Source organism: Nocardia sp. NPDC059228 (assembly GCF_042754245.1).
Classification (GTDB): domain Bacteria; phylum Actinomycetota; class Actinomycetes; order Mycobacteriales; family Mycobacteriaceae; genus Nocardia.
The window spans coordinates 176,375-194,762 of sequence record NZ_JBHZAL010000005.1 but is presented as its reverse complement, the minus strand read 5'-3'; the positions used below and the strand labels follow the sequence as shown (position 1 = coordinate 194,762).

Genomic DNA, 18,388 nt, shown 5'->3' with positions numbered 1-18,388 from the left:
GCTGACTCGCAACGTAATTCCGATGCCTGGCCCGGGAAGCTGTGCAATTCATCGCCATTCGCATCGCCCGGTGCCCAAACCCGGCTCGTCCACCGGCGGCGGCCACTCGGATTTCCGTCGTATCCGTGCCCATGGATGGCCCCAGGCTCCACGAAGATCGGTGCGCTCTGCAACTCGCCGCGCGATAAAATCGATCATGGCTCGGGGTTTCAGCTCGAGGTGATGCGCAATGGGTGATCGGCCGACCGGCGATGCCACCGCTGCCTTCGATCCATTGGCCGATCGGGCGGTGGGTGAGCGGTCGAGCGCGCCGATCGTGAGTGAGGAACTCGAGCCGGGGGATCGGATCGACGATTTCGATCTGCTGCTGGAGTTGGGCCACGGTTCGTTCGCCAAGGTGTTCCTGGCGCGGCAGCGCTCGATGCAGCGGCTGGTGGCGGTGAAGGTTTCCACGGACCACGGCTTCGAACCCCAGACGCTCGCCCGGTTGGAGCACGAGTACATCGTTCGGGTCTACGACCAGCGGGTGCTGCCGGACCGCGGGCTGAAGCTCTTGTACATGCAGTACCTGCCGGGTGGAACGCTGGCGGCGGTGCTGAAGCGGGTCCGGGCGACCCCGCCGGAGCTGCGAAGCGGGCGGTTGCTGTTGGACGCCGTCGACGCGGCTTTGGAGGAGAAGGGCGAGATCCGCACCACGGGCCTGCGGGTGCGTGAGGAAATCGCCGCACTGTCGTGGCCGGAGACCGTGGCCTGGCTCGGACGCCGGCTCGCCGAGGCGCTGGACTACGCCGAACGACAGGGTGTACTGCACCGCGACATCAAGCCCGCGAATATCCTGCTCTCCGCCGACGGTGTGCCGAAGCTGGCCGATTTCAATATCAGTTTCAGCGACCACCTCGCGGGCAGCAGTCCGGTGGCGTACTTCGGCGGGTCCCTGGCCTACATGTCGCCCGAGCATCTCGCGGCGAGCCACCCGACGCTGCCCGGCACGGTCGACGATTTGGACACACGCAGTGACATCTACGCCCTCGGCGTCGTGTTGTGGGAGCTGCTGACCGGACGGCGGCCGTTCCCCCGGGTCGAGGCGAAGGATTCGCAGGACTACGTCGAGCAGGAGCTCGCGCTCCGCCGCCGCCCGATCGCCGCGGAATTCCTGGACGACCTGCCCGCCGACTGCCCGGCCTCGCTGCGCCGCGTGCTGCTGACCTGTCTGTCGCCACGGCGGGACGATCGGTGGGTCAATGGCGCGGAGCTGGCTCAGCAATTCGAGCTGTGCCTCGACCCCCGGGCCCGGGACCTGGCCGACCCGCCGCCGCACTCCCGGCGGCCGACCGGACCGCTGTGGCCGCTGCCGATGATCGCGATAGCGATCGGAATACCGAATGTGGTGGCGGCTGGGTACAACTATTACTACAACAAAACGCTCATCATCAGTAAGCTCACGCCCGCAGCCCAGCGGTCGTTCGACTATGTCGCCTCGGTACTGATTCCACTCGCTTTCGCGGTGGGCGGAATCCTGATTCTCTACGCGTCGCGCCGCCTCATTGTCGTACCCATCGGTTTGCGGCTCGGATGGAACTACAGCGACGAGACCCTCACTCGGACGCGTATCGATGCGCTGCGGCTCGGCAGCCGGGCGGCGCGGATCGCCTTCGTGTTCTGGGTGCTCTGCGGCGTGATCATCCCGGCGCTGCTGAACCTGATCGCCGGCGGCGTTCCACGCGGCACCTACGTGCATTCCGTGCTGGCGGTCGTCGTGTGCGGCGCAATCGCGGTGGCATATCCGTATTTCGCGGTCACCTGGTACGTGGTGCGGTGCCTGTATCCCCTTTTCCTGGTGCACGGACGGTCCGACGCCGCCGATATCGACCACCTGGGCTGCCTCGCCGGGCGTACCGGTTTCTACCTCACCGTGGCGGCCGCGGTGCCGCTGGTCGGCGTGCCCGGCATAACCTTCCTTCCGGGCGCGGAGATCGAATCCATTATCTGGGCGGTCCGGATCCTGTGCATCGGCGGCATCATCGGCTTCGTGCTCGCCTATCTGCTCTACGGCGTCATCGAGAAAGATATCGAGGCGCTCGAACGTGTTGCCTCCGCATCCGATACGTGTGCCGCGGGCACGGACGAGCCGAACCCCGATACGGCATCGGAGTCGTCCCGGCGGCGGGACTAGCGGTCGGGAGCCCCACACGGACGCGGCGGCTGCGCTGGTCCGAGCGGTGCGCGCGGCTGTCTGCGACCGGCATCGATACCCATTGGCGAGTCTCGGTGGGTGCGGGTGCACGCCTGGGAGGGGACGCCGATAATGTGATGTCGGATGAGTTGTTCTACCGCTGTTGCTGACCCGAAGTCGCTGACCCGCCGTTTCGGGCGGGTGATGTGGCTGGTTCCGGCGTTGTGTGTGGCCTTCACCGCGCTGTGCCTGATGCTGCCCGTGTGGCCGTTCAAGCAGATCACCGGTGGGTTCATCGACCTGCAGGTGTATCGGCTGGGCGTGCAGACGCTATGGCACGGCGGCGATATGTACGGGCAGTTGCCGCAGACCACGATCGGGATCGGGCTGCCCTTCATCTATCCGCCGTTCTCCGCGCTGGTGCTGTCGCCGTTCGCGGCGTTGCCCTGGGACGTGGCTCGTACCGGGTTCTTCGTGACCTCGGTGGCCGCGCTGGCGATTTCGTTCTATCTGGTGGCGCTGCGGGTGTGGCCGGGGGAGAGCCGGCAGCGGCTCGGGCTGTGGGTGACCGCCTGCGCCACGCCGCTGGCCCTGCTGCTGGAGCCGACCCACTCGACGCTGGATTTCGGGCAGGTCAATCTGCTGCTGATGGTGCTCGTGGTGGCCGACTGCCTGACGGAGAAGCCGAAATGGCGGCGCGGCATGCTGATCGGCATCGCGGCCGCGGTGAAGCTGACGCCGGCCGCGTTCATCCTCTACTTCCTGATCCGGCGTGATTACAAGGCCGCCGTCACGGCCGCGATCACCGGTGCCGTCGCGACCGCGCTGACCTTCGCCGTGTTGCCGCAGGCGTCGGTGAAGTACTGGTTCGGCGGGTTGGGCAATGTGTCGGGGCTCAGCGGTTCGGCATTCCACACCAATCAGTCGATTCAGGCGGTGCTGGCTCGGTTCGAGATCCACAAGCCACTGCTCACGATTCTGTGGCTGGTACTGAGCGCCGCACTGCTGGCGCTGGTGGTGCCCGCCATGCGCCGCGCGGCGGACTTCCCGCCGCTGGCCCTCGGGATCAACGCGGTCTTCACGCTGCTGGTGTCCCCGATCTCCTGGTCGCACCACTGGATCTGGATCGCCCCGGCCCTGCTGGCGATGCTCGGCTACGCGACCTGGTTGCCCTGGCGCCGTGCCGTGGGCTGGTATCTGGTCACCGCGATCACGGCCGCGATCTTCGTGATCGGCCCGCAGAATTGGCTCCCGGACGGCGAACATCGCGAATCGCACTGGACGCCTTGGCAGCACCTCATCGGCAACACCTACGTCTGGTTCAGCGTGCTGCTGGTGGCGCTGTTCCTGCTCGGCACCCGGCGTGCGCGGCCGGTCGCCCAGAACCCTGCGGTTGGCGCGCTGGTCCGTTAGGCCCCTTCCTGTTTCACCATTTCCTGTGTCGGCTCGCGGTAATGCGCCGCGGCTGGACCGGATCGGTGGAAGGGGTTATTCTCGGCCGGGTGTTGACTCCTTCTGAACAAAGATTGGGGGTCCCGTTCGTGCCAGGTGAGTGCTGATGCGCACTTCGAGTACGAATTGGGACGATTCCCGCTTTTCCTTCTGGCTGCGCGTGCGTGAGTACGCCGTGCCGCCGTCCATGATCGAGACCGCGACTGCCCGGCGTTGTGTCGGGGACTGGGCCGGGGCTTGTGCCGCAGCGGGTTTCGATGTCGATATCGATATGCGTTCGCTGGTGCGCGCCCACGGCCGGGAACTCGCCGCTCGGGTGCGGGCCGATCTGCGCCACTTGGCGCCGGACCTGTTGCGCTGGCACATGCCGCGGATTGCTCCTGACGGTCTGCTTCGGCCGGGGCTGACGATCACCCTGGCACGATACGATCCGGAAGGATCAGTAATCCGTTGTGGCAGAGAGCATTCTGTGCATCTGGTGGTCCGGACCGCGCCCGCCTGGGCGGATGCGGGCCAGCGAATCAGCCTCGCACTCTGGGGCGGATCCCGCTCCGGTGCCGGCCTGCACCCGCATTCCCGCCCCAGCCGGCGGTTCCGGCTCGATCTGCACCGTCATCTGTGGGATGCCCGCAGCAGTGATGAGCTGCGGATGCGTTCCGGTGCAGCGCGATTCGCCGACGAAGGCATGCCGGGCTCCGGGCTGTCGGAGCTGGTGCCGCCGGGGTGCGCCGTCGACCGATGGGCGGCTGAGGCGGGAATACTGCTGCAGGCGCATGGGCGCCGGGCCGGGCCGGTTCTGGTTCGGTGTGGCGCACGGCGGCGGATCGTCGTCGATGTGTCTGTGCCCGAGGATGATTCGCCGGTTATGCGGATCGAGCAGACGTTTCCGCGGGGCGGGATATCTGCGCTGCCGGTGCTGCCGGACGCGGCGACCTGGGTGTTGCCCGATCTGGAACTGCTTCGTGCCGGTGCCATCACGCCCGATCGGCTGCATCCACTGGTTGCGTCGGCGCTGGTAACGGATCATTCGCCCGCCGATATCTCCCCGATTGCCGACCCGGCGGGCCGGCCGCACCTGGTGGACTGCCGGGGCGAGCTGCACCGCATCGGACTGGTGAACGGGGTGCTGGCCGCACTGGACCACGATCCGGCGGAGGTCCGCAGGGAGGAGCTGCTGGTCGCGTTGACCGGCACTCCGCTGCCCTGTCTGCAGGCCATCGACCGGGCGCATCGGCATCCGGATTGTCTTGTCGGCGTTCGTGAACGGCTGGACCACGGCGACACCGCCGGTGCGCTGGCCGTCGTAGAAGGTCTGCTCGGACCCGACGCGTTACTGCGTGCGGGAGCGCTGCGAGACGAGCTCGAGGCTGCCGCGCAACGGCGGATCGGCTACGGGCTGTTCCGGGCCGGGCTGACCAGGCCAGCGCTGACCCCACCGGCGGCCGAGCGCGATCATGCCCGCCGCCGCAGCGCAAGCCGCGCGCATCCCCGCCACGCGACCGCACGCTGATCTGTCCCCAATTCCTTTACACCCAAAGGTGATTCACACATGCCTGTAGAAACCACGTGCGCTCCGGCCGCGGAGCACGCCCACCCTTCCCAACTCGACGTCGCGGGCGAACTGCTGAACCTTCTGGGCGCGGTGACCACCGAGCCGCGCCCGAACATCCAATTGGACGCGCTGACACTGGCGGTCGCCGCCGACCTGCCGGTGCTGCTGTGGGGCGAGCCCGGGATCGGCAAGACCGCGGCCCTGACCCAGCTCGCCGCCTCCCTGGATCTTCCTCTGACCACCGTGATCGCGAGTGTCCATGAGCCGTCGGACTTTTCGGGCCTGCCCATCATCGGAGACGACCCGGCGACGCACGGCGTGCCGATGGCGCCGCCGGACTGGGCCGTCCGGCTGGTGCGGGCGGGTCGCGGGCTGCTGTTCCTGGACGAACTGTCGACTGCTCCGCCGGCCGTGCAGGCGGCCCTGCTCCGCCTGGTCCTGGAGCGGCGGATCGGTGCACTGCGCCTGCCCGACGGTGTCCGCATCGTCGCCGCCGCCAACCCGCGTGCCTCGGCGGCCGACGGCTGGGAGCTGAGTCCGCCGCTGGCCAACCGTTTCGTGCACCTGCAGTGGACGCACGATCACGATGTGGTGGTCCGGGGCCTCGGCGGTACCTGGCCGCGCGCGACCTTGCCCACGCTCGCTCCGGAAAAGGTCACGGAGGCAGTGGCTTTCGCCCGCCGTGCGGTGTGCGTGCTGCTCGCGGCGCGTCCCACACTCGTCCATCAACTGCCCAGCTCCGAAACCCGCAGGGGTGGCGCCTGGCCGTCGCCGCGCAGCTGGGAGATGACCGTGCGGCTGATCGCCTTCGCCACCGCGGCCGGCTCCGGACGGGATGTGCTGTCCCTGCTGGTCCGAGGCGCCGTCGGCGACGGTCCCGGTTTCGAATTGCTGGCCGGCATCGACCGGATGGACCTGCCCGATCCGGAGGTGCTGCTCGCCGACCCGGCCGCCGCCGAGCTGCCCGAGCGTGGCGATCTCCGTCAGGCCGTGCTCGACGGTGTGGTGGCGGCAGTCCGCTTGCGGCCGGAGCGATCCCGCTGGGACGCGGCGTGGGCGCTGCTGGTGAAGGCCGTGGAATCCGGTGCCCCGGACCTGGTGGTCGTCCCCGCGACGACCCTCGCCACCCTGCGACGGGACGACTGGGACGTACCCGCCTCGATCGAACGACTGGCCGGCATGGTGTCGGTGTCGCAGGGCGCGGATCGTGCCGCGGCCCGGGTCGCCGCGCAGGCGCGCCGATGACGCCGGACACCGCGCGGATCGACTTCGACAAGCTCTTCGCCGCCCGGCTGCTGGCCGCCCGGGCCCGGCCGTATCTGGCGACCGCGCTGTTCGCGCTGCACCTGGTCGAGTCGCCGCGGGTGCCGACGATGGGCGTGGACCGGTACTGGCGGTGCTATGTGTCGCCGGCGTTCGTGAACTACACGCCGGTGGAGGACCTGGCCTCGGTCCTGGTACACGAGGTGTCGCATCTGCTGCGCGAACATCACAGGCGCAGTGACCGATTCGCCCGGGAGCACGACCTGACCGGCCCGGCGGAGCGACTGCGGATGAATATCGCCGCGGATGCCGAGATCAACGACGACGCGTTCGGCGACGGCCTGGTCCAGCCCGAGGGGGCGGTGCTGCCGTCGACGCTGGGGCTGGGCTCCGGTGAGCTCATGGAGGACTACCTGCGTCAGTTCCGCCTCGGGCCGCGCACCGCGGACCTGGCCTGGCTGGACTGCGGCAGCGGCGCCGACGGCCTCGACCGGGAGTGGGAACTGGGGCCGGACGGCGCGGACGGACTGAGTGAACAGGAACGCGACGCCGTCCGATTTCGCGTGGCGCAGGGCATTGTCGGCCGTCCGGGGCACGCGCCCGAGGGCTGGCGCAGGTGGGCGGAGGCGGCGGTGCACCCGCCGCAGCCGTGGCGGGATCTGCTGGGAGCGGCGATCCGCTCGGCGGCTTCCGCCCCCGGCGTCGGCGCGGACTACAGCTATGGGCGGCCCGCGCGGCGCTCGGCCGGAGTGCCCGGCGTCGTCCTGCCGAGCCTGCGGCACACCCCACCCCGCGTCACCGTGATCATCGATACCTCTGGGTCGGTCAGCGACGCCGAACTGGGCAGCGCGCTGCTCGAAACGGCAGCCATCGCCCGGACCGTGGGCGGCCGCCGCGACCTGGTCACGGTGCTGTCGTGCGACGCCGCGGCCCGGATCGCGGATCCGCTGTGCCGTGCCGAGGGCATCCCGCTGATCGGCGGCGGGGGAACGGATCTGCGCACCGGCTTCGCCAAAGCGATACGCGCGCAACCCCGTCCGGATGTGGTCGTGGTGCTGACGGACGGTCAGACACCCTGGCCGGCGGCCCGCCCCGCCTGCCGCACGGTCGTGGGCTTGTTCCGCCGGGACCCCGCCTGGCGGGAAGACGATCCGGACTACGTACCGGACCGTCCGCCCGCCTGGGCAAGGGTCGTCGATATCGGGTGACCGCGCGGGCCGTCACGGCCGGGATGGTTGACGGCGGTACGGGTGTGGCGCATGGTGGGCCGATGGGCGATGACGTGCGGGCCGGGCTGAAGTTCTCCAGTCTCGACAGTCCCTTGTTCGACGGGGCCGAGGCCACCAAGGGCGATTTGATCGACTACCTGGAGGCGATCGGCGAGCGGATGGTGCCGTCATTGCGGGAGCGGCCGCTGTCGGTGGTGCGGGTGCGGCCGGGGCAGGAGCCGTTCATGCAGAAGAACCTGCCCAAGTACACACCGGAGTGGGTGCGGCGGGTGACGCTGTGGGCGGGCAGTTCGAAACGGGAGGTGTCCTACGCGCTGTGCGATGACGTGCGGACGTTGCTGTGGTTCGGGAATCAGCGCGCGGTGGAGTATCACGTGACACTGCTGTACGCGGACGGTCTCGCCGACTATTCCGGCAGCCCAACGCATCTCGTGCTGGATATCGACCCGGCGCCGGATCAGCCCTTCGCCCAGGTGGTCGGGGCCGCGCAGCTCATTCGGGAAGCGCTGGCGGCGGACGGGCTGGCGGGCGCGGTGAAAACCAGTGGCTCCAAGGGCGTGCACATCTTCGTCCCGGTCGTGCCGGGCGTCGACCTCGAGGATGCCGCGGCGGCGACCCGGGCGATCGCGGCCCGCGCCGAACGTCTCGATCCGCAGCTCGCCACCACGGCGTTCATTCGAGAAGACCGGGGCGGCAAGGTCTTTCTCGATTCGACCCGCGCCGGCGGCGCGACGGTGGTGTCGGTCTACAGCCCGCGGATCCGCCCGGGCGCGACCGTCTCGTTCCCGGTCGCCTGGGCGGACCTGCCCGGCATCGACCCGCACGACTTCACGATTCGCACGGCGGCCAAGATGCTCGGCGACCGCGATCCCTGGGCCGAGGCCATGCCCGAACCCCAATCTCTCCCAGCCGATCTCATCGCCGAGGGGCACACCATCCCGGTGGCGCGGGTGCAGGCCATGCACGAGGGCAAACGCCGCGCCCGCGCCCGCCGGGAGAACTGACTCGGGCCGCCGCCGCGTCCATCGCGATCAGCAGCACGCCGACACCGATGCCGAGATAGTCCACCGGGCGCAGCCGGGTGCGCGTACGCGGGGAAGGTCGACCCGGGATCCGGGCACGCTGGGCGCCAGGTCGGAAATCGTCCGCCGCGTCGCCGAGCGCACGATTCAGGCGGTTCGCCTACGCTGGTCGGCGTGATGAGAGCGGTGGGTGCGGTGGCGGGGATCGCCCTGATCGGGGCGGCGATCGCGGGCTGCGGCGGCTCGTCGAATCAGCAGGCGGCCCCGGCGACGACCACATCCAGGGCGGCGGTGATGCCGGCGCCGAACACCATCGGACTGTGCGGCGGGGTGGCCGATGCCGATGTCGGTCAGGCGACCGGGCTCAATGGGCTGCGGCGAGTGGCGGTGAATCCGCTGGGATGTGCGTGGCAGCGGCCCGCGGGCGGTGACTACGCGGTGGTATTCCACTGGTTCCGGGGCAGTCCGCTCGCGGAGCGCCGGACTCAGATCACCGACGCGCGCCCGTCCGACGTTCAGGTGGCCGGGCAATCCGGCATCGAATGGCAGGGGCCGCAGTCGTGCGAGGTGGCACTTCCGTTCGGGAACAGCGACTTCATCGATTGGTCGGAGCGGGCCGCGATCACCGAGACCGCCAAGGGGCCCTGCGCGGGACTGGAACAGCTGGCGGCGTCCACCCTGACGAAGGCGGGACAGGGGTAATGCGTACGGTTCGAACGCGAATCACCGTGGCGGCCTTACTGATCGCCGCACTGGCGGGGTGCTCGCAGGGTCCGAGGGAATCACCCGTGCGCGCCGCCGACGCCCCGAACCTGCTGGCCGGCTGCGGCCCGCTGGAGGATCGGAAGATCGCGAGCAACCTGCACGTCTCGGGCCTCGAGCAGCAGAGCGCCCCCACCATCTGCAACTGGACCGCCACCAGCCCGAACGGCGGCGCGATCGACATCGCCTACGCCTGGCTGGAGAACGACACCCTGAGCCGTGAGGTCCAGATCGCTGACCAATTCGGTTATCAGGTCGAGCGTTTGGTGATCAAGCACTTCGGCGGCATGTACTGGCGTGACCCGAAGGATCCGAGCACCTGCGCCGTGACCACGTCCGACACCGGCACCGTCACCTGGTGGGTCCAGAACCGCGACCACGCGGCGCAACCGGACCCGTGCGCGGGGGCCATGACTCTCATGCAGGCCACGCTCTCGGTAGACGGTGTGTGACCGTCCCGAACCTGCTGCCGGACCAGAAGGCAGCGGCGGCGATGGTCGAGACCATCACCGCCACAACGGGTTTCACCGACACAATCGGACCCGCCCGCTAGACGGCAGGGGCAGGCGCCGCGCCGGCGGGAGCCGGGGTGGAGTCGGGCGCGGACAGGCGCTGGGCCAGGCCGATGCCGACCGCGATAGCGGCGGGTACGCCGGTCAGCACCAGACCGGCCGCCGCACCCAGCGGAATACCGATGGCGGCGCCCGTGAGGCAGCCCGCGATGCCGGTCGGCACCGACATGACCGTGACGCCGGCGATGGCGCCGCCCGCGGCGCCGATGGCGCAACCGGCCGCGCCGCCGATGAGGGTGCCGATCAGGGTGCCCATCGAGGTGGCCAGACCGAACTGGTCGACCGCCGCGGAGAACGCGGCATCCTGGTCGGCCTGGCTCGCGACGGTCTTCAGCACCGGCGCGGGGACGGCCGGGGCGGGGACGGTGGCGGCCGGGGTGTACGCGGTGATTTTCCTCATTGGCGAACCTCCGAAATTCTGGGTGGATCATTTCGAATGAGGGTGAAAAGGCCAGCACGCATTACACGGCCGCGTAATGGGGATACGCATCGTGCGTGGTGTGGTGGAAGGTCAGAGTCGTGTGGCGTGTTTCCACCCGCAAACGGGTGAGTGGAACGGATCACTCGGATACGAACTATCGCCGGGGGTCATGGGTCGTCCTCACCTCCTTGCGGCCGGAGCGCACGAGGGCGCTGACCAGGGTGCACACGAGGAGTCGCCACGGCAGCAGGCCGGCGGGCGAGCACCCCTCTCGTCAGAGCTTCGGCACTGCACGACGTATACCCAATGACAATGACGTTGGGAAGCCACTTCGGGTGACCCCTTAATCCGGGGAAACCTGTCCTAACCCTGGGCGTCTCTCGACGTCGTCGGATCAGTGGCCTGTGTTCGTACAGGAGCCTCGCCTAGCGAGGTGCTGATTGACGCCGCAAATTCTGGCAGTAGAGGATTGATTCGTCAAATTCGGACATGCAATGTTTCGCCCGTGGCCGCCGGAATTCCGGGTCGCTCGATCAGAAGCGCATATGACCGAGCCCACAGTATCGCCGAAGCCGGAATCGGTTGCGACGGCGCATCTGTCGCAGTTGCTGAAGGCGCCGGTGTACCAGGAGATGGTGGTTCGCCTGGGCGCGGTCACCGGCGTTCTTCCAGCAGTCCACTGTCGTCGACGAGCGAATCATCCTGCGGTTCATCGGCTACGAGCGGGCCGACACCACCCCGGGCGCGTTCGTCGTGGTGATCGGCGCGGCCGCGCTCATGATGACCGCCGACTACGCCGCGCGCGCGAACGACGCGGTCGCGAAGTTCATCGACGCGGGCGAGATCGCGGACCTGCCGGGCCTGGCCGAGCTCAGTGCTCGAGGAAGGTGGCGACGATGTTCCAGAACATGTTCGGGTCCACGCTGTTGAAATCCCAGCTCTCGGTGAGGCTGTGCGTGATGCTGACGATGCTCGGGATGTCGAAGTCGTGCCGGGTGGCGGTGCCCTTGGCCTCCACGGCGGTGACGACATAGGCGGTGGCGGTTTCTGCGGTGTGGGGCACGAGGAAGCTCCAATCGAGGACCGGGACCGGATGGGAACGCGTGGCCGTGGACAGCGTCGGCCACAACCACGCATCGCAAACGCCGTGGCGAGCCTCGCGGCGGGCACGTCGTGGCGTTTCCGTCCAGTTTCATTTCCGCCCGCGTCGCGCGGGAGTTCCGAAGACGCCAAACCGGGCCGGTACACGCCAACCTTGCTGTGTGGTTGCCGGAATACCGTACGGTAGGTGCGATTTCGGCCTGCGCGCGGGGTCCATCTTTCAAGAATCGTCGCGATCGCGCCAGCGATGTACGGCGCGCCGCAGGCTGGCCGGATCCGCGTATCCCAGGAATTCCGCCTGCTGAGCGCGTGGAAGGTGTTCGGCCCGTTGCAATCTGCGGCGCCGCGCCCGGTCCACCTCACGGCGCCAGGTGGTTCCGGCCTCGGTCAGGCGGCGTTGTAGTGATCTTGGTGAGGTCAGCAGACGCCGCGCTACCACTTCCAGTGTCGCCGTGCCCTCGTCGAGAGCGCCGTCGAGGACGTCGCCGAGCCGTTCCAGCCAGGTGACGCCGGACTCGGGAGTGGCCGGCAGTGTGGCCGCGTAGGACAGCAGCACGGCCGTCAACTCGGGATCGGCCGACTTCATGGGTAGCGCCAGATCCGCGGCCCGCAGCGTCAGGGAGTCGACCAGGCTCCCGAAATCGATTGCGCGAGTGCCGAACAGCTCGGTGACGGCGGCGAGGTCGGCCGGCGCGGCCTGCCGGAAGGTCACCCGCGCGGGCACGATCGGGGAGCGGGTGGCCGCCCGGCCCCGGCCCACGAGGAGCGCGAAAGCCGCCTGCACCAACAGTTCCCGCCCGCGACCGTCCTCTACCCCGGACAGCACCTCGTAGCAGACCTCGTGTTCGGTGCGATGCGTGATCCGGAAGTTGTAACTCGTTGTCAGACTGCCGGTGTGGCGCACGCAGGCTTCCAGCGCCGCGCCCAGGGTCTCCGCCGACAGGAACAGATACTCCAGCAGCCCGAATTCGCCGGTCGCACTGTCCTCCGGCACGCGCAGGGCGATATCCGGGTCACCGGTTTCCTGTTCGAGCAGCTCCCACACCCGCAGGCAGTACCGGGACGACACCCGGGTCCCTTCGCCACCCTCGCGCCAGGCGGGGACCCCGGCCAGCCGGGCGATCCGCTCCGGGTCGAGCCCCGCCCGGGCCGCCCGCTCCAGTGCGAACCGGGCCATCAGAATGCTGTCGTGAGCGTCGGATCGAGTAGTCACGGCCGCCCATCACCACGCCGCCCGGCGGCGCGCGCTCGCCAGCTCCCGGCTCCAACTGGTTCCGGCCGCGGCCAGTCGCCGCTGCAGGGTGCGCGGGCTGGTATCCAGCCGCCGGGCCATGCCGTGGATCGACGCCGTGTCCAGCGACGGTAGTGAATCGAGTTCGGCGGCAAGCAGATCGGCCCAGGCGCGCGCGGGCGGGGTGGACAGGGTCGCCGCCCTGGCGGCCCGGCGTAGCACGGCCGCCAGCCCGGGATCGGCGGTGAACTGCCGCCGGTCCAGGTCCGCGTGGCGCAGCGTGAGCGTGTCGGCATCGGCGCCGAAATCGACCGCGGCCGTGCCGAAGAACTCGGTATACGGTGCGTGATGGCGCGGCGGGCGTTCCCGCAGGGTCACCGCGACCGGCGCGATCCGCGTCCGGGCACCGAGGCGTGCGCGACCGGTCAGGAAGGCGAAGCTCGCCTGCGCCGCGACCTCCGCGCCCCGGCCCTCCCCGGTCGTCTCCGCCGCGAAGGTGACGTGCCGGTCGTCCTCGCCGACCACGGCCAGGCGCCGCGTGGTCGACAGCGCGGATCCGAATTCCCCTGCGGCCCTGAACCCTTCGCCCACGGTCGACGCCGTGGCGAGCAGATAATCCATCATCCCCAGTTCCCCCATTCCGTACCGTTCGGCCGCCCGCAGTCCCACGTGCGGCAATTCCGCCCTGCGCTCGAACAATTCCCACAATCGCGGATAGCACTGCCCCGGAATGCTTCCCGGCGACCCGTCCAGCGCGCCGGCCCCGATTCCCGCCGCCCGCGCCAATTCCACCGGATCCAGCCCCGCCGCCCGGGCTCGCGTCAGCACGAACCGGGCCAGCAGCACACTGTCCGAGGCGGTCATGATCGCTGCTCCATCCGCCCGGCCACACCGCCTCGCCCACGCCACCTCGGGTCACCTCGCCGGAGTGGGTACCCCCGGGAACTTCGGCGAATCATGGCGTATCGCCGTCGTGTTCGGCGGCCCAGCCGGATTCGAGATCTTCGAGGTGGCGTTTGCGGGCGCGGTCGACCTCGAGGCGCCAGGTGGTGCCGGATTCGGCGAGGCGGCGCTGGAGGGTGCGCGGGCTGGTGTAGAGACGGCGCGCGACCTGGTCGAGCAGCGCGTCGGTGCCGTCCAGGACCTCGGCCAGTACCGCCGCCACCCGGTCCGGCCACTCGGTGGCGCGCGGCGGCGGGGGCGGCATGGTGGCGGCGTGGCGGCGCAATACCGCTGCCAGCAAGGGGTCCGCCGTGATCTGGGCCAGCTCGAAGTCCGCGTTGTGGAAGGTGATCCGGTCGACCGGAGCGCCGAAATCCAGCCGCGCCGTGCCGAACTGCTCGGTGAAGGCGTCGAGGCGGCGGGGCGCGCGCTCGCGCAACCGGATGCGCACCGGATCCATCGGGCGGCCGGTCGTCTGGCGCAGGCGCGAGATCAGGGAGGCCAGCGCCATCTGTACCGACAGGTCGCGGCCGCGGCCCTCGGTATTGACGGTGTAGATGTCGAAGGTGGACTCGGTCTCGGTCTGCGCGCCGGGCTCGAGGCGGAAGTTGGTGGAGATCGCCCCCACGCACGGGCCCATCACGCCGAAACCCGCGCCGACGGTCTCGGCCGTCGAGATCAGATAGTCGATCAGCCCGAATTCCCCGAGCCGGTAACTGGCGGTGGCCCGCAGGGTGACCTCCGGGTCGTCCAGCTCGTACTCCAGCAGCTCCCACAGCCGCGGGAAGTAGTCACTGGACACCCGGGCATCGCCGTCCTCCAGCAGCCAGCCCGGCATGCCGGCCTCGCGGGCGAGGCGGGCCGGGTCCAGGCCCGCGGCCGCGGCGCGCGACAGGACGAAACGTGGCAGCAGCACGGAGTCGGAGGTGTGCATCAGCCAATGGTGCGGCGAATTCGCGGCCGGAAACCGCGAATTCGCCGAACTGTGAGACAACCCGCTCGTCCCCGATTTTCCTGCGGGTCCGGCGAGCGGGTGTCGCTCCCTGGTTTTTCTGCGGGTCAGGCGCGCAGGAAGGTGGCCGCTATGCCCCAGAACCGGCGGCGGTCGACCGCCTGGAAATCCCATGTCTGCGTGATGTTGTGCGTCGTGCTGACGATCCCGGGGATATCGAAGTCCTCACGGGTCGCCGTCCCCTTGGCCTCCAGGGCGGCGATGACGTAGGCGGTCGCGGATTCCGCGGTATGGGGCATGGGAGCTCCGGTCTGTCGTAGGGGCATGGGGCGGTGCGGTTTCAGCGGATGGTGTCGCTCAGTACTTCCTCGTAGCGGTACTCGGTGGGGATGGTCTCGCCGGACGCGTGCGCCCGCTCCTCGCGCTGGCGCAGGTCGACGCGGCGGATCTTGCCGGAAATCGTCTTCGGTAGCTCGGTGAACTCCAGCCGGCGGACACGCAGGTAGGGCGCGAGGTGATCGCGGGCGTATTCCAGGATGGCGCGGGCGGTTTCACGGTCCGGCTCCCATCCCGCCGCCAGCGCGACGTAGGCCTTGGGCACCGCGAGCCGCGTGTCATCCGGCTGCGGCACCACGGCCGCCTCCACCACGGCCGGATGCTCGATGAGCACGCTCTCCAGCTCGAAGGGGGACACCTTGTAGTCGGAGGACTTGAAAACGTCGTCGGTGCGCCCGATATAGGTGATGTATCCGTCCGCGTCTCGCACGGCCACATCGCCGGTATGGTAGTAGCCGCCGTCCATGACCGCGGCATTACGCTCCGGATCGCCGAGATAGCCGGTCATCAGATTGACCGGCGCGGCAGCCAGATCCAGGCAGATCTCGCCCTCCTCGGCGCGCTGCCCGGTGATCGGATCCACCAGCACCACCGGCACGCCCGGCGCGGGCCGCCCCATGGAGCCGGGCTTGAGCGGCTGGCCGGGCGTATTGCCCACCTGCAGGGTGGTTTCCGTCTGTCCGAAGCCGTCGCGGATGACCAGGCCCCACGCCTTCTCGACCTGCGCGATGACATCGGGGTTCAAGGGCTCACCCGCGCCGAGGATTTCGCGCAGCCCCGCCGGACGCTCGCCCAGATCGGCCTGGATCAGCATGCGCCACACCGTGGGTGGCGCGCAGAATGTGTTCACTTCGGCCCGGCGCAGCTGCGCCAGCAGGGCCGCGGCGTCGAAACGCGCGTAGTTGTAGACGAATACGGTCGCCTCCGCCAGCCACGGCGCGAAGAAGCAGCTCCAGGCATGCTTGGCCCAGCCGGGCGCGCTGATGGCCAGATGTACGTCGCCGGGGCGGACACCGATCCAGTACATGGTGCTCAAGTGACCGACCGGGTAGCTGATCTGGGAGTGCTGCACCATCTTCGGCTTGCTGGTGGTGCCGGAGGTGAAGTACACCAGCAGCGGATCGGTCACCTCGGTGACGGCCCGGAACGGCCCGGCCGATTCGACGGACGCCGCGGCGGCGTAGTCGTGCCAGCCGGATACCGGCTCGCCCACCGCGATTCGCGTGTAGTCGCCCGGCACCTCGTCGAACTTGCCCGTATCGCCGTGATTGGCGATGACGAAACGCGCTCCGCCGCGCTCGATCCGGTCACTCAGATCGGCCGGGCCCAGCGCCCCGGTGGTGGGCATGATGACCGCGCCCAGCTTGGTGACCGCCAGCATGGCCTCCCACAGCTCGGCCTGGTTGCCGAGCATGAGCACGACGCGGTCGCCCTTGCCGACGCCCAGCCCGGCCAGCCAGGTGGCCACCCGGTCCGAGCGCTCGGCCATCTCGGCGAAGCTGATCCGCTGTTCGGAGCCGTCCTCCTCGACGATCCACAGCGCGGGCCGGTCGTTGCCGCGGGCGATGTGGTCGAACCAGTCGGTGGCCCAGTTGAATTCGCCGGTCAGCCGTGGCCATTCGAACTCGCGCAGAGCCGCGTCGTAGTCCGTCGACACGGCCAGCAGTCCGTCGCGGGCGGCGCGGTAGGCCTCGGTGTTCGTCATGCGTTCTCCTCGGTCAGGCCGAGCAGTCGCGCGCCGATCTCGCGCATCTCGACCTTGCGGATCTTGCCGGTCACGGTCATCGGGAACTCGTCGACGACGTGCACATAGCGGGGAATCTTGTAGTGGGCGAGCTTGCCGGCGCAGTACTCACGCAGACTCTCGGCGGTCAAGGGCGGTGTACCCGGTCGCATCCGGATCCACGCCATCAATTCCTCGCCATATTTGACGTCGGGCACACCGATCACCTGGGCGTCGACGATGTCGGGATGGGTGTAGAGGAATTCCTCGATCTCGCGCGGGTAGATGTTCTCGCCGCCGCGGATGACCATGTCCTTGATGCGGCCGGTGATGGCCACGTAGCCCTCGTCGTCCATGGTGGCCAGGTCGCCGGTGTGCATCCAGCGTGCGGCGTCGATGGCCTCGGCGGTCTTCTCCGGTTCGCCCCAGTAGCCGAGCATCACCGAGTAGCCGCGGGTGCACAGTTCGCCGGCCGTGCCGCGCGGCAGGGTCACCCCGGTCACCGGGTCCACGATCTTCACCTCGATGTGCGGCCCGGCCCGGCCGACCGTCGCGGTGCGCTGCACCAGCGAATCGTCGCCGCGGGTCTGGGTGGAGACCGGGCTGGTTTCCGTCATGCCGTAGCAGATGCTCACCTCGCGCATGCCCATGCGCTCGATGACCTGCTTCATCACCTCCACCGGGCACGGCGATCCGGCCATGATGCCGGTGCGTAGCGAGGACAGGTCGTAGGTGTCGAACTCCGGATCGGCCAGTTCGGCGATGAACATGGTCGGCACCCCGTACAGGGAGGTGCAGCGTTCGGCCGCAACGGCTTCCAGGGTGGCGCGCGGGTCGAAGGCCGGTGCCGGGATGATCATGGCCGCGCCGTGCGTGGTGGCGGCCAGATTCCCCATCACCATGCCGAAGCAGTGGTAGAACGGCACCGGGATGCAGATCCGGTCCTGCTCGGTGTAGCCGCACAGCTCGCCCACGAAATAGCCGTTGTTGAGGATATTGTGGTGGCTCAGGGTCGCGCCCTTGGGGAAACCCGTTGTGCCGGACGTGTATTGGATATTGATCGGGTCGTCGGTGGACAGCGCCGACTGCGCGGCGGCCAGCAGCTCCGGATTCGCGGCCCGGCCGCTGGTCGACAGGCTCTGCCATTCGAGGCTGTCCAGCAGCACCACCTGTTCGAGCTCCGGGCACTCCGGGCGCACTTCGGTGATCATGGCCGCGTAGTCGGAGGTCTTGAACGACGGTGCCGCGACCAGCATCCGAATTCCGGACTGGCGCAGCACGTAGCGCAGTTCGTGCGCCCGATACGCCGGATTGATATTGACCAGGATCGCGCCGACCTTGGCGGTGGCGTACTGGATCAGCGTCCACTGCGGGCAGTTCGGCGCCCAGATGCCCACCCGGTCGCCCTTGCCGATGCCGGCCGCCAGCAGGCCCAGCGCCAGCGCGTCGACCTCGGCGTTGAATTCGCGGTAGGTCCAGCGGATACCGGTGGTGTAGTCGATGAGGGCCTCGCGGTCCGGATGCGCGGCCGCGGTCCGGTCCAGGTTGGCGCCGATGGTCTCGCCCAGCAGGGGAGCGTCCCAGACTCCGAAGGTGTAGCTCGTGCTCTCGCTCACACCAGTAGGATCTACGTCACACTCACCCTGGACTACCCCCG

The 18,388-nt window shown here is 69.1% G+C and carries 16 protein-coding genes, 1 pseudogene and 1 riboswitch; of the genes and pseudogenes, 9 read left to right on the top strand and 8 right to left on the bottom strand.

All coding sequences use genetic code 11. From position 1 onward, the window contains the following. The first annotated feature begins 229 nt into the window (after positions 1-229). The 8 genes from ACFXKA_RS11160 to ACFXKA_RS11125 all read left to right on the top strand — a co-directional run bounded on the left by ACFXKA_RS11160 (position 230) and on the right by ACFXKA_RS11125 (position 9,905). Positions 230-2,173 carry a serine/threonine-protein kinase gene (locus tag ACFXKA_RS11160; protein ID WP_379427064.1) on the top strand — a complete coding sequence of 648 codons (1,944 nt, stop codon included), beginning with the start codon at positions 230-232 and terminating at the stop codon, positions 2,171-2,173. A 144-nt stretch (positions 2,174-2,317) separates the two neighbouring features. Beyond that, positions 2,318-3,586, top strand: a complete 1,269-nt coding sequence (locus tag ACFXKA_RS11155) for a glycosyltransferase 87 family protein (RefSeq protein WP_379427063.1) — start codon at positions 2,318-2,320, stop codon at positions 3,584-3,586. Between the two features lie 145 nt (positions 3,587-3,731). After that, positions 3,732-5,135, top strand: coding sequence for a hypothetical protein (locus ACFXKA_RS11150; protein ID WP_379427062.1), 1,404 nt, complete (start codon positions 3,732-3,734; stop codon positions 5,133-5,135). A gap of 39 nt (positions 5,136-5,174) precedes the next feature. After that, on the top strand, positions 5,175-6,422 hold the full coding sequence (locus tag ACFXKA_RS11145; RefSeq protein WP_379427061.1) for an AAA family ATPase: 1,248 nt from the start codon (positions 5,175-5,177) through the stop codon (positions 6,420-6,422). Next, positions 6,419-7,648: a VWA-like domain-containing protein gene (locus tag ACFXKA_RS11140; protein WP_379427060.1), complete on the top strand. Its 1,230-nt coding sequence runs from the start codon at positions 6,419-6,421 to the stop codon at positions 7,646-7,648. Before ACFXKA_RS11145 ends, ACFXKA_RS11140 begins: the two co-directional genes overlap by 4 nt. 62 nt (positions 7,649-7,710) lie before the next feature. Further along, complete coding sequence (locus ACFXKA_RS11135) at positions 7,711-8,673, top strand: DNA polymerase domain-containing protein (RefSeq protein ID WP_379427059.1); 963 nt, start codon at positions 7,711-7,713, stop codon at positions 8,671-8,673. 195 nt (positions 8,674-8,868) lie between these two features. Next, positions 8,869-9,393: a DUF3558 family protein gene (locus ACFXKA_RS11130; RefSeq protein ID WP_379427215.1), complete on the top strand. Its 525-nt coding sequence runs from the start codon at positions 8,869-8,871 to the stop codon at positions 9,391-9,393. Beyond that, entirely contained in the window at positions 9,393-9,905 is a 513-nt protein-coding gene (locus ACFXKA_RS11125; RefSeq protein ID WP_379427058.1) for a DUF3558 family protein, read from the top strand. The genes ACFXKA_RS11130 and ACFXKA_RS11125 overlap by 1 nt, the downstream gene beginning before the upstream one ends. 97 nt (positions 9,906-10,002) lie before the next feature. On the opposite strand, the gene ACFXKA_RS11120 is transcribed toward ACFXKA_RS11125, so the two are convergent. Next, positions 10,003-10,425 carry a hypothetical protein gene (locus ACFXKA_RS11120; RefSeq protein WP_379427057.1) on the bottom strand — a complete coding sequence of 141 codons (423 nt, stop codon included), beginning with the start codon at positions 10,423-10,425 and terminating at the stop codon, positions 10,003-10,005. A gap of 280 nt (positions 10,426-10,705) precedes the next feature. Further along, a riboswitch (M-box (ykoK) riboswitch) is annotated at positions 10,706-10,886 on the bottom strand. A gap of 223 nt (positions 10,887-11,109) precedes the next feature. Here ACFXKA_RS11120 and ACFXKA_RS11115 point away from each other — a divergent pair. Continuing rightward, positions 11,110-11,307 (top strand): annotated as a pseudogene (locus ACFXKA_RS11115) (manganese transporter); the annotation flags it as partial. Between the two features lie 10 nt (positions 11,308-11,317). Here the strand turns inward: ACFXKA_RS11115 and ACFXKA_RS11110 are convergent. The 7 genes from ACFXKA_RS11110 to ACFXKA_RS11080 all read right to left on the bottom strand — a co-directional run bounded on the left by ACFXKA_RS11110 (position 11,318) and on the right by ACFXKA_RS11080 (position 18,347). Next, on the bottom strand, positions 11,318-11,509 hold the full coding sequence (locus ACFXKA_RS11110; protein ID WP_354835950.1) for a hypothetical protein: 192 nt from the start codon (positions 11,507-11,509) through the stop codon (positions 11,318-11,320). A gap of 258 nt (positions 11,510-11,767) precedes the next feature. Further along, positions 11,768-12,760: an AraC family transcriptional regulator ligand-binding domain-containing protein gene (locus tag ACFXKA_RS11105; RefSeq protein WP_379427056.1), complete on the bottom strand. Its 993-nt coding sequence runs from the start codon at positions 12,758-12,760 to the stop codon at positions 11,768-11,770. A 9-nt stretch (positions 12,761-12,769) separates the two neighbouring features. After that, entirely contained in the window at positions 12,770-13,642 is an 873-nt protein-coding gene (locus tag ACFXKA_RS11100; protein ID WP_379427055.1) for an AraC family transcriptional regulator ligand-binding domain-containing protein, read from the bottom strand. Between the two features lie 91 nt (positions 13,643-13,733). Then, positions 13,734-14,654, bottom strand: a complete 921-nt coding sequence (locus ACFXKA_RS11095) for an AraC family transcriptional regulator ligand-binding domain-containing protein (RefSeq protein ID WP_379427054.1) — start codon at positions 14,652-14,654, stop codon at positions 13,734-13,736. Positions 14,655-14,779: 125 nt separating this feature from the next. Then, a complete protein-coding gene (locus tag ACFXKA_RS11090) occupies positions 14,780-14,971 on the bottom strand; it encodes a hypothetical protein (protein ID WP_379427053.1) in 192 nt (63 codons plus the stop codon). 41 nt (positions 14,972-15,012) lie between these two features. Then, on the bottom strand, positions 15,013-16,713 hold the full coding sequence (locus ACFXKA_RS11085) for an AMP-binding protein (RefSeq protein ID WP_379427052.1): 1,701 nt from the start codon (positions 16,711-16,713) through the stop codon (positions 15,013-15,015). Continuing rightward, on the bottom strand, positions 16,710-18,347 hold the full coding sequence (locus tag ACFXKA_RS11080; protein WP_379427051.1) for an AMP-binding protein: 1,638 nt from the start codon (positions 18,345-18,347) through the stop codon (positions 16,710-16,712). Before ACFXKA_RS11080 ends, ACFXKA_RS11085 begins: the two co-directional genes overlap by 4 nt. Between the last annotated feature and the right edge of the window lie 41 nt (positions 18,348-18,388).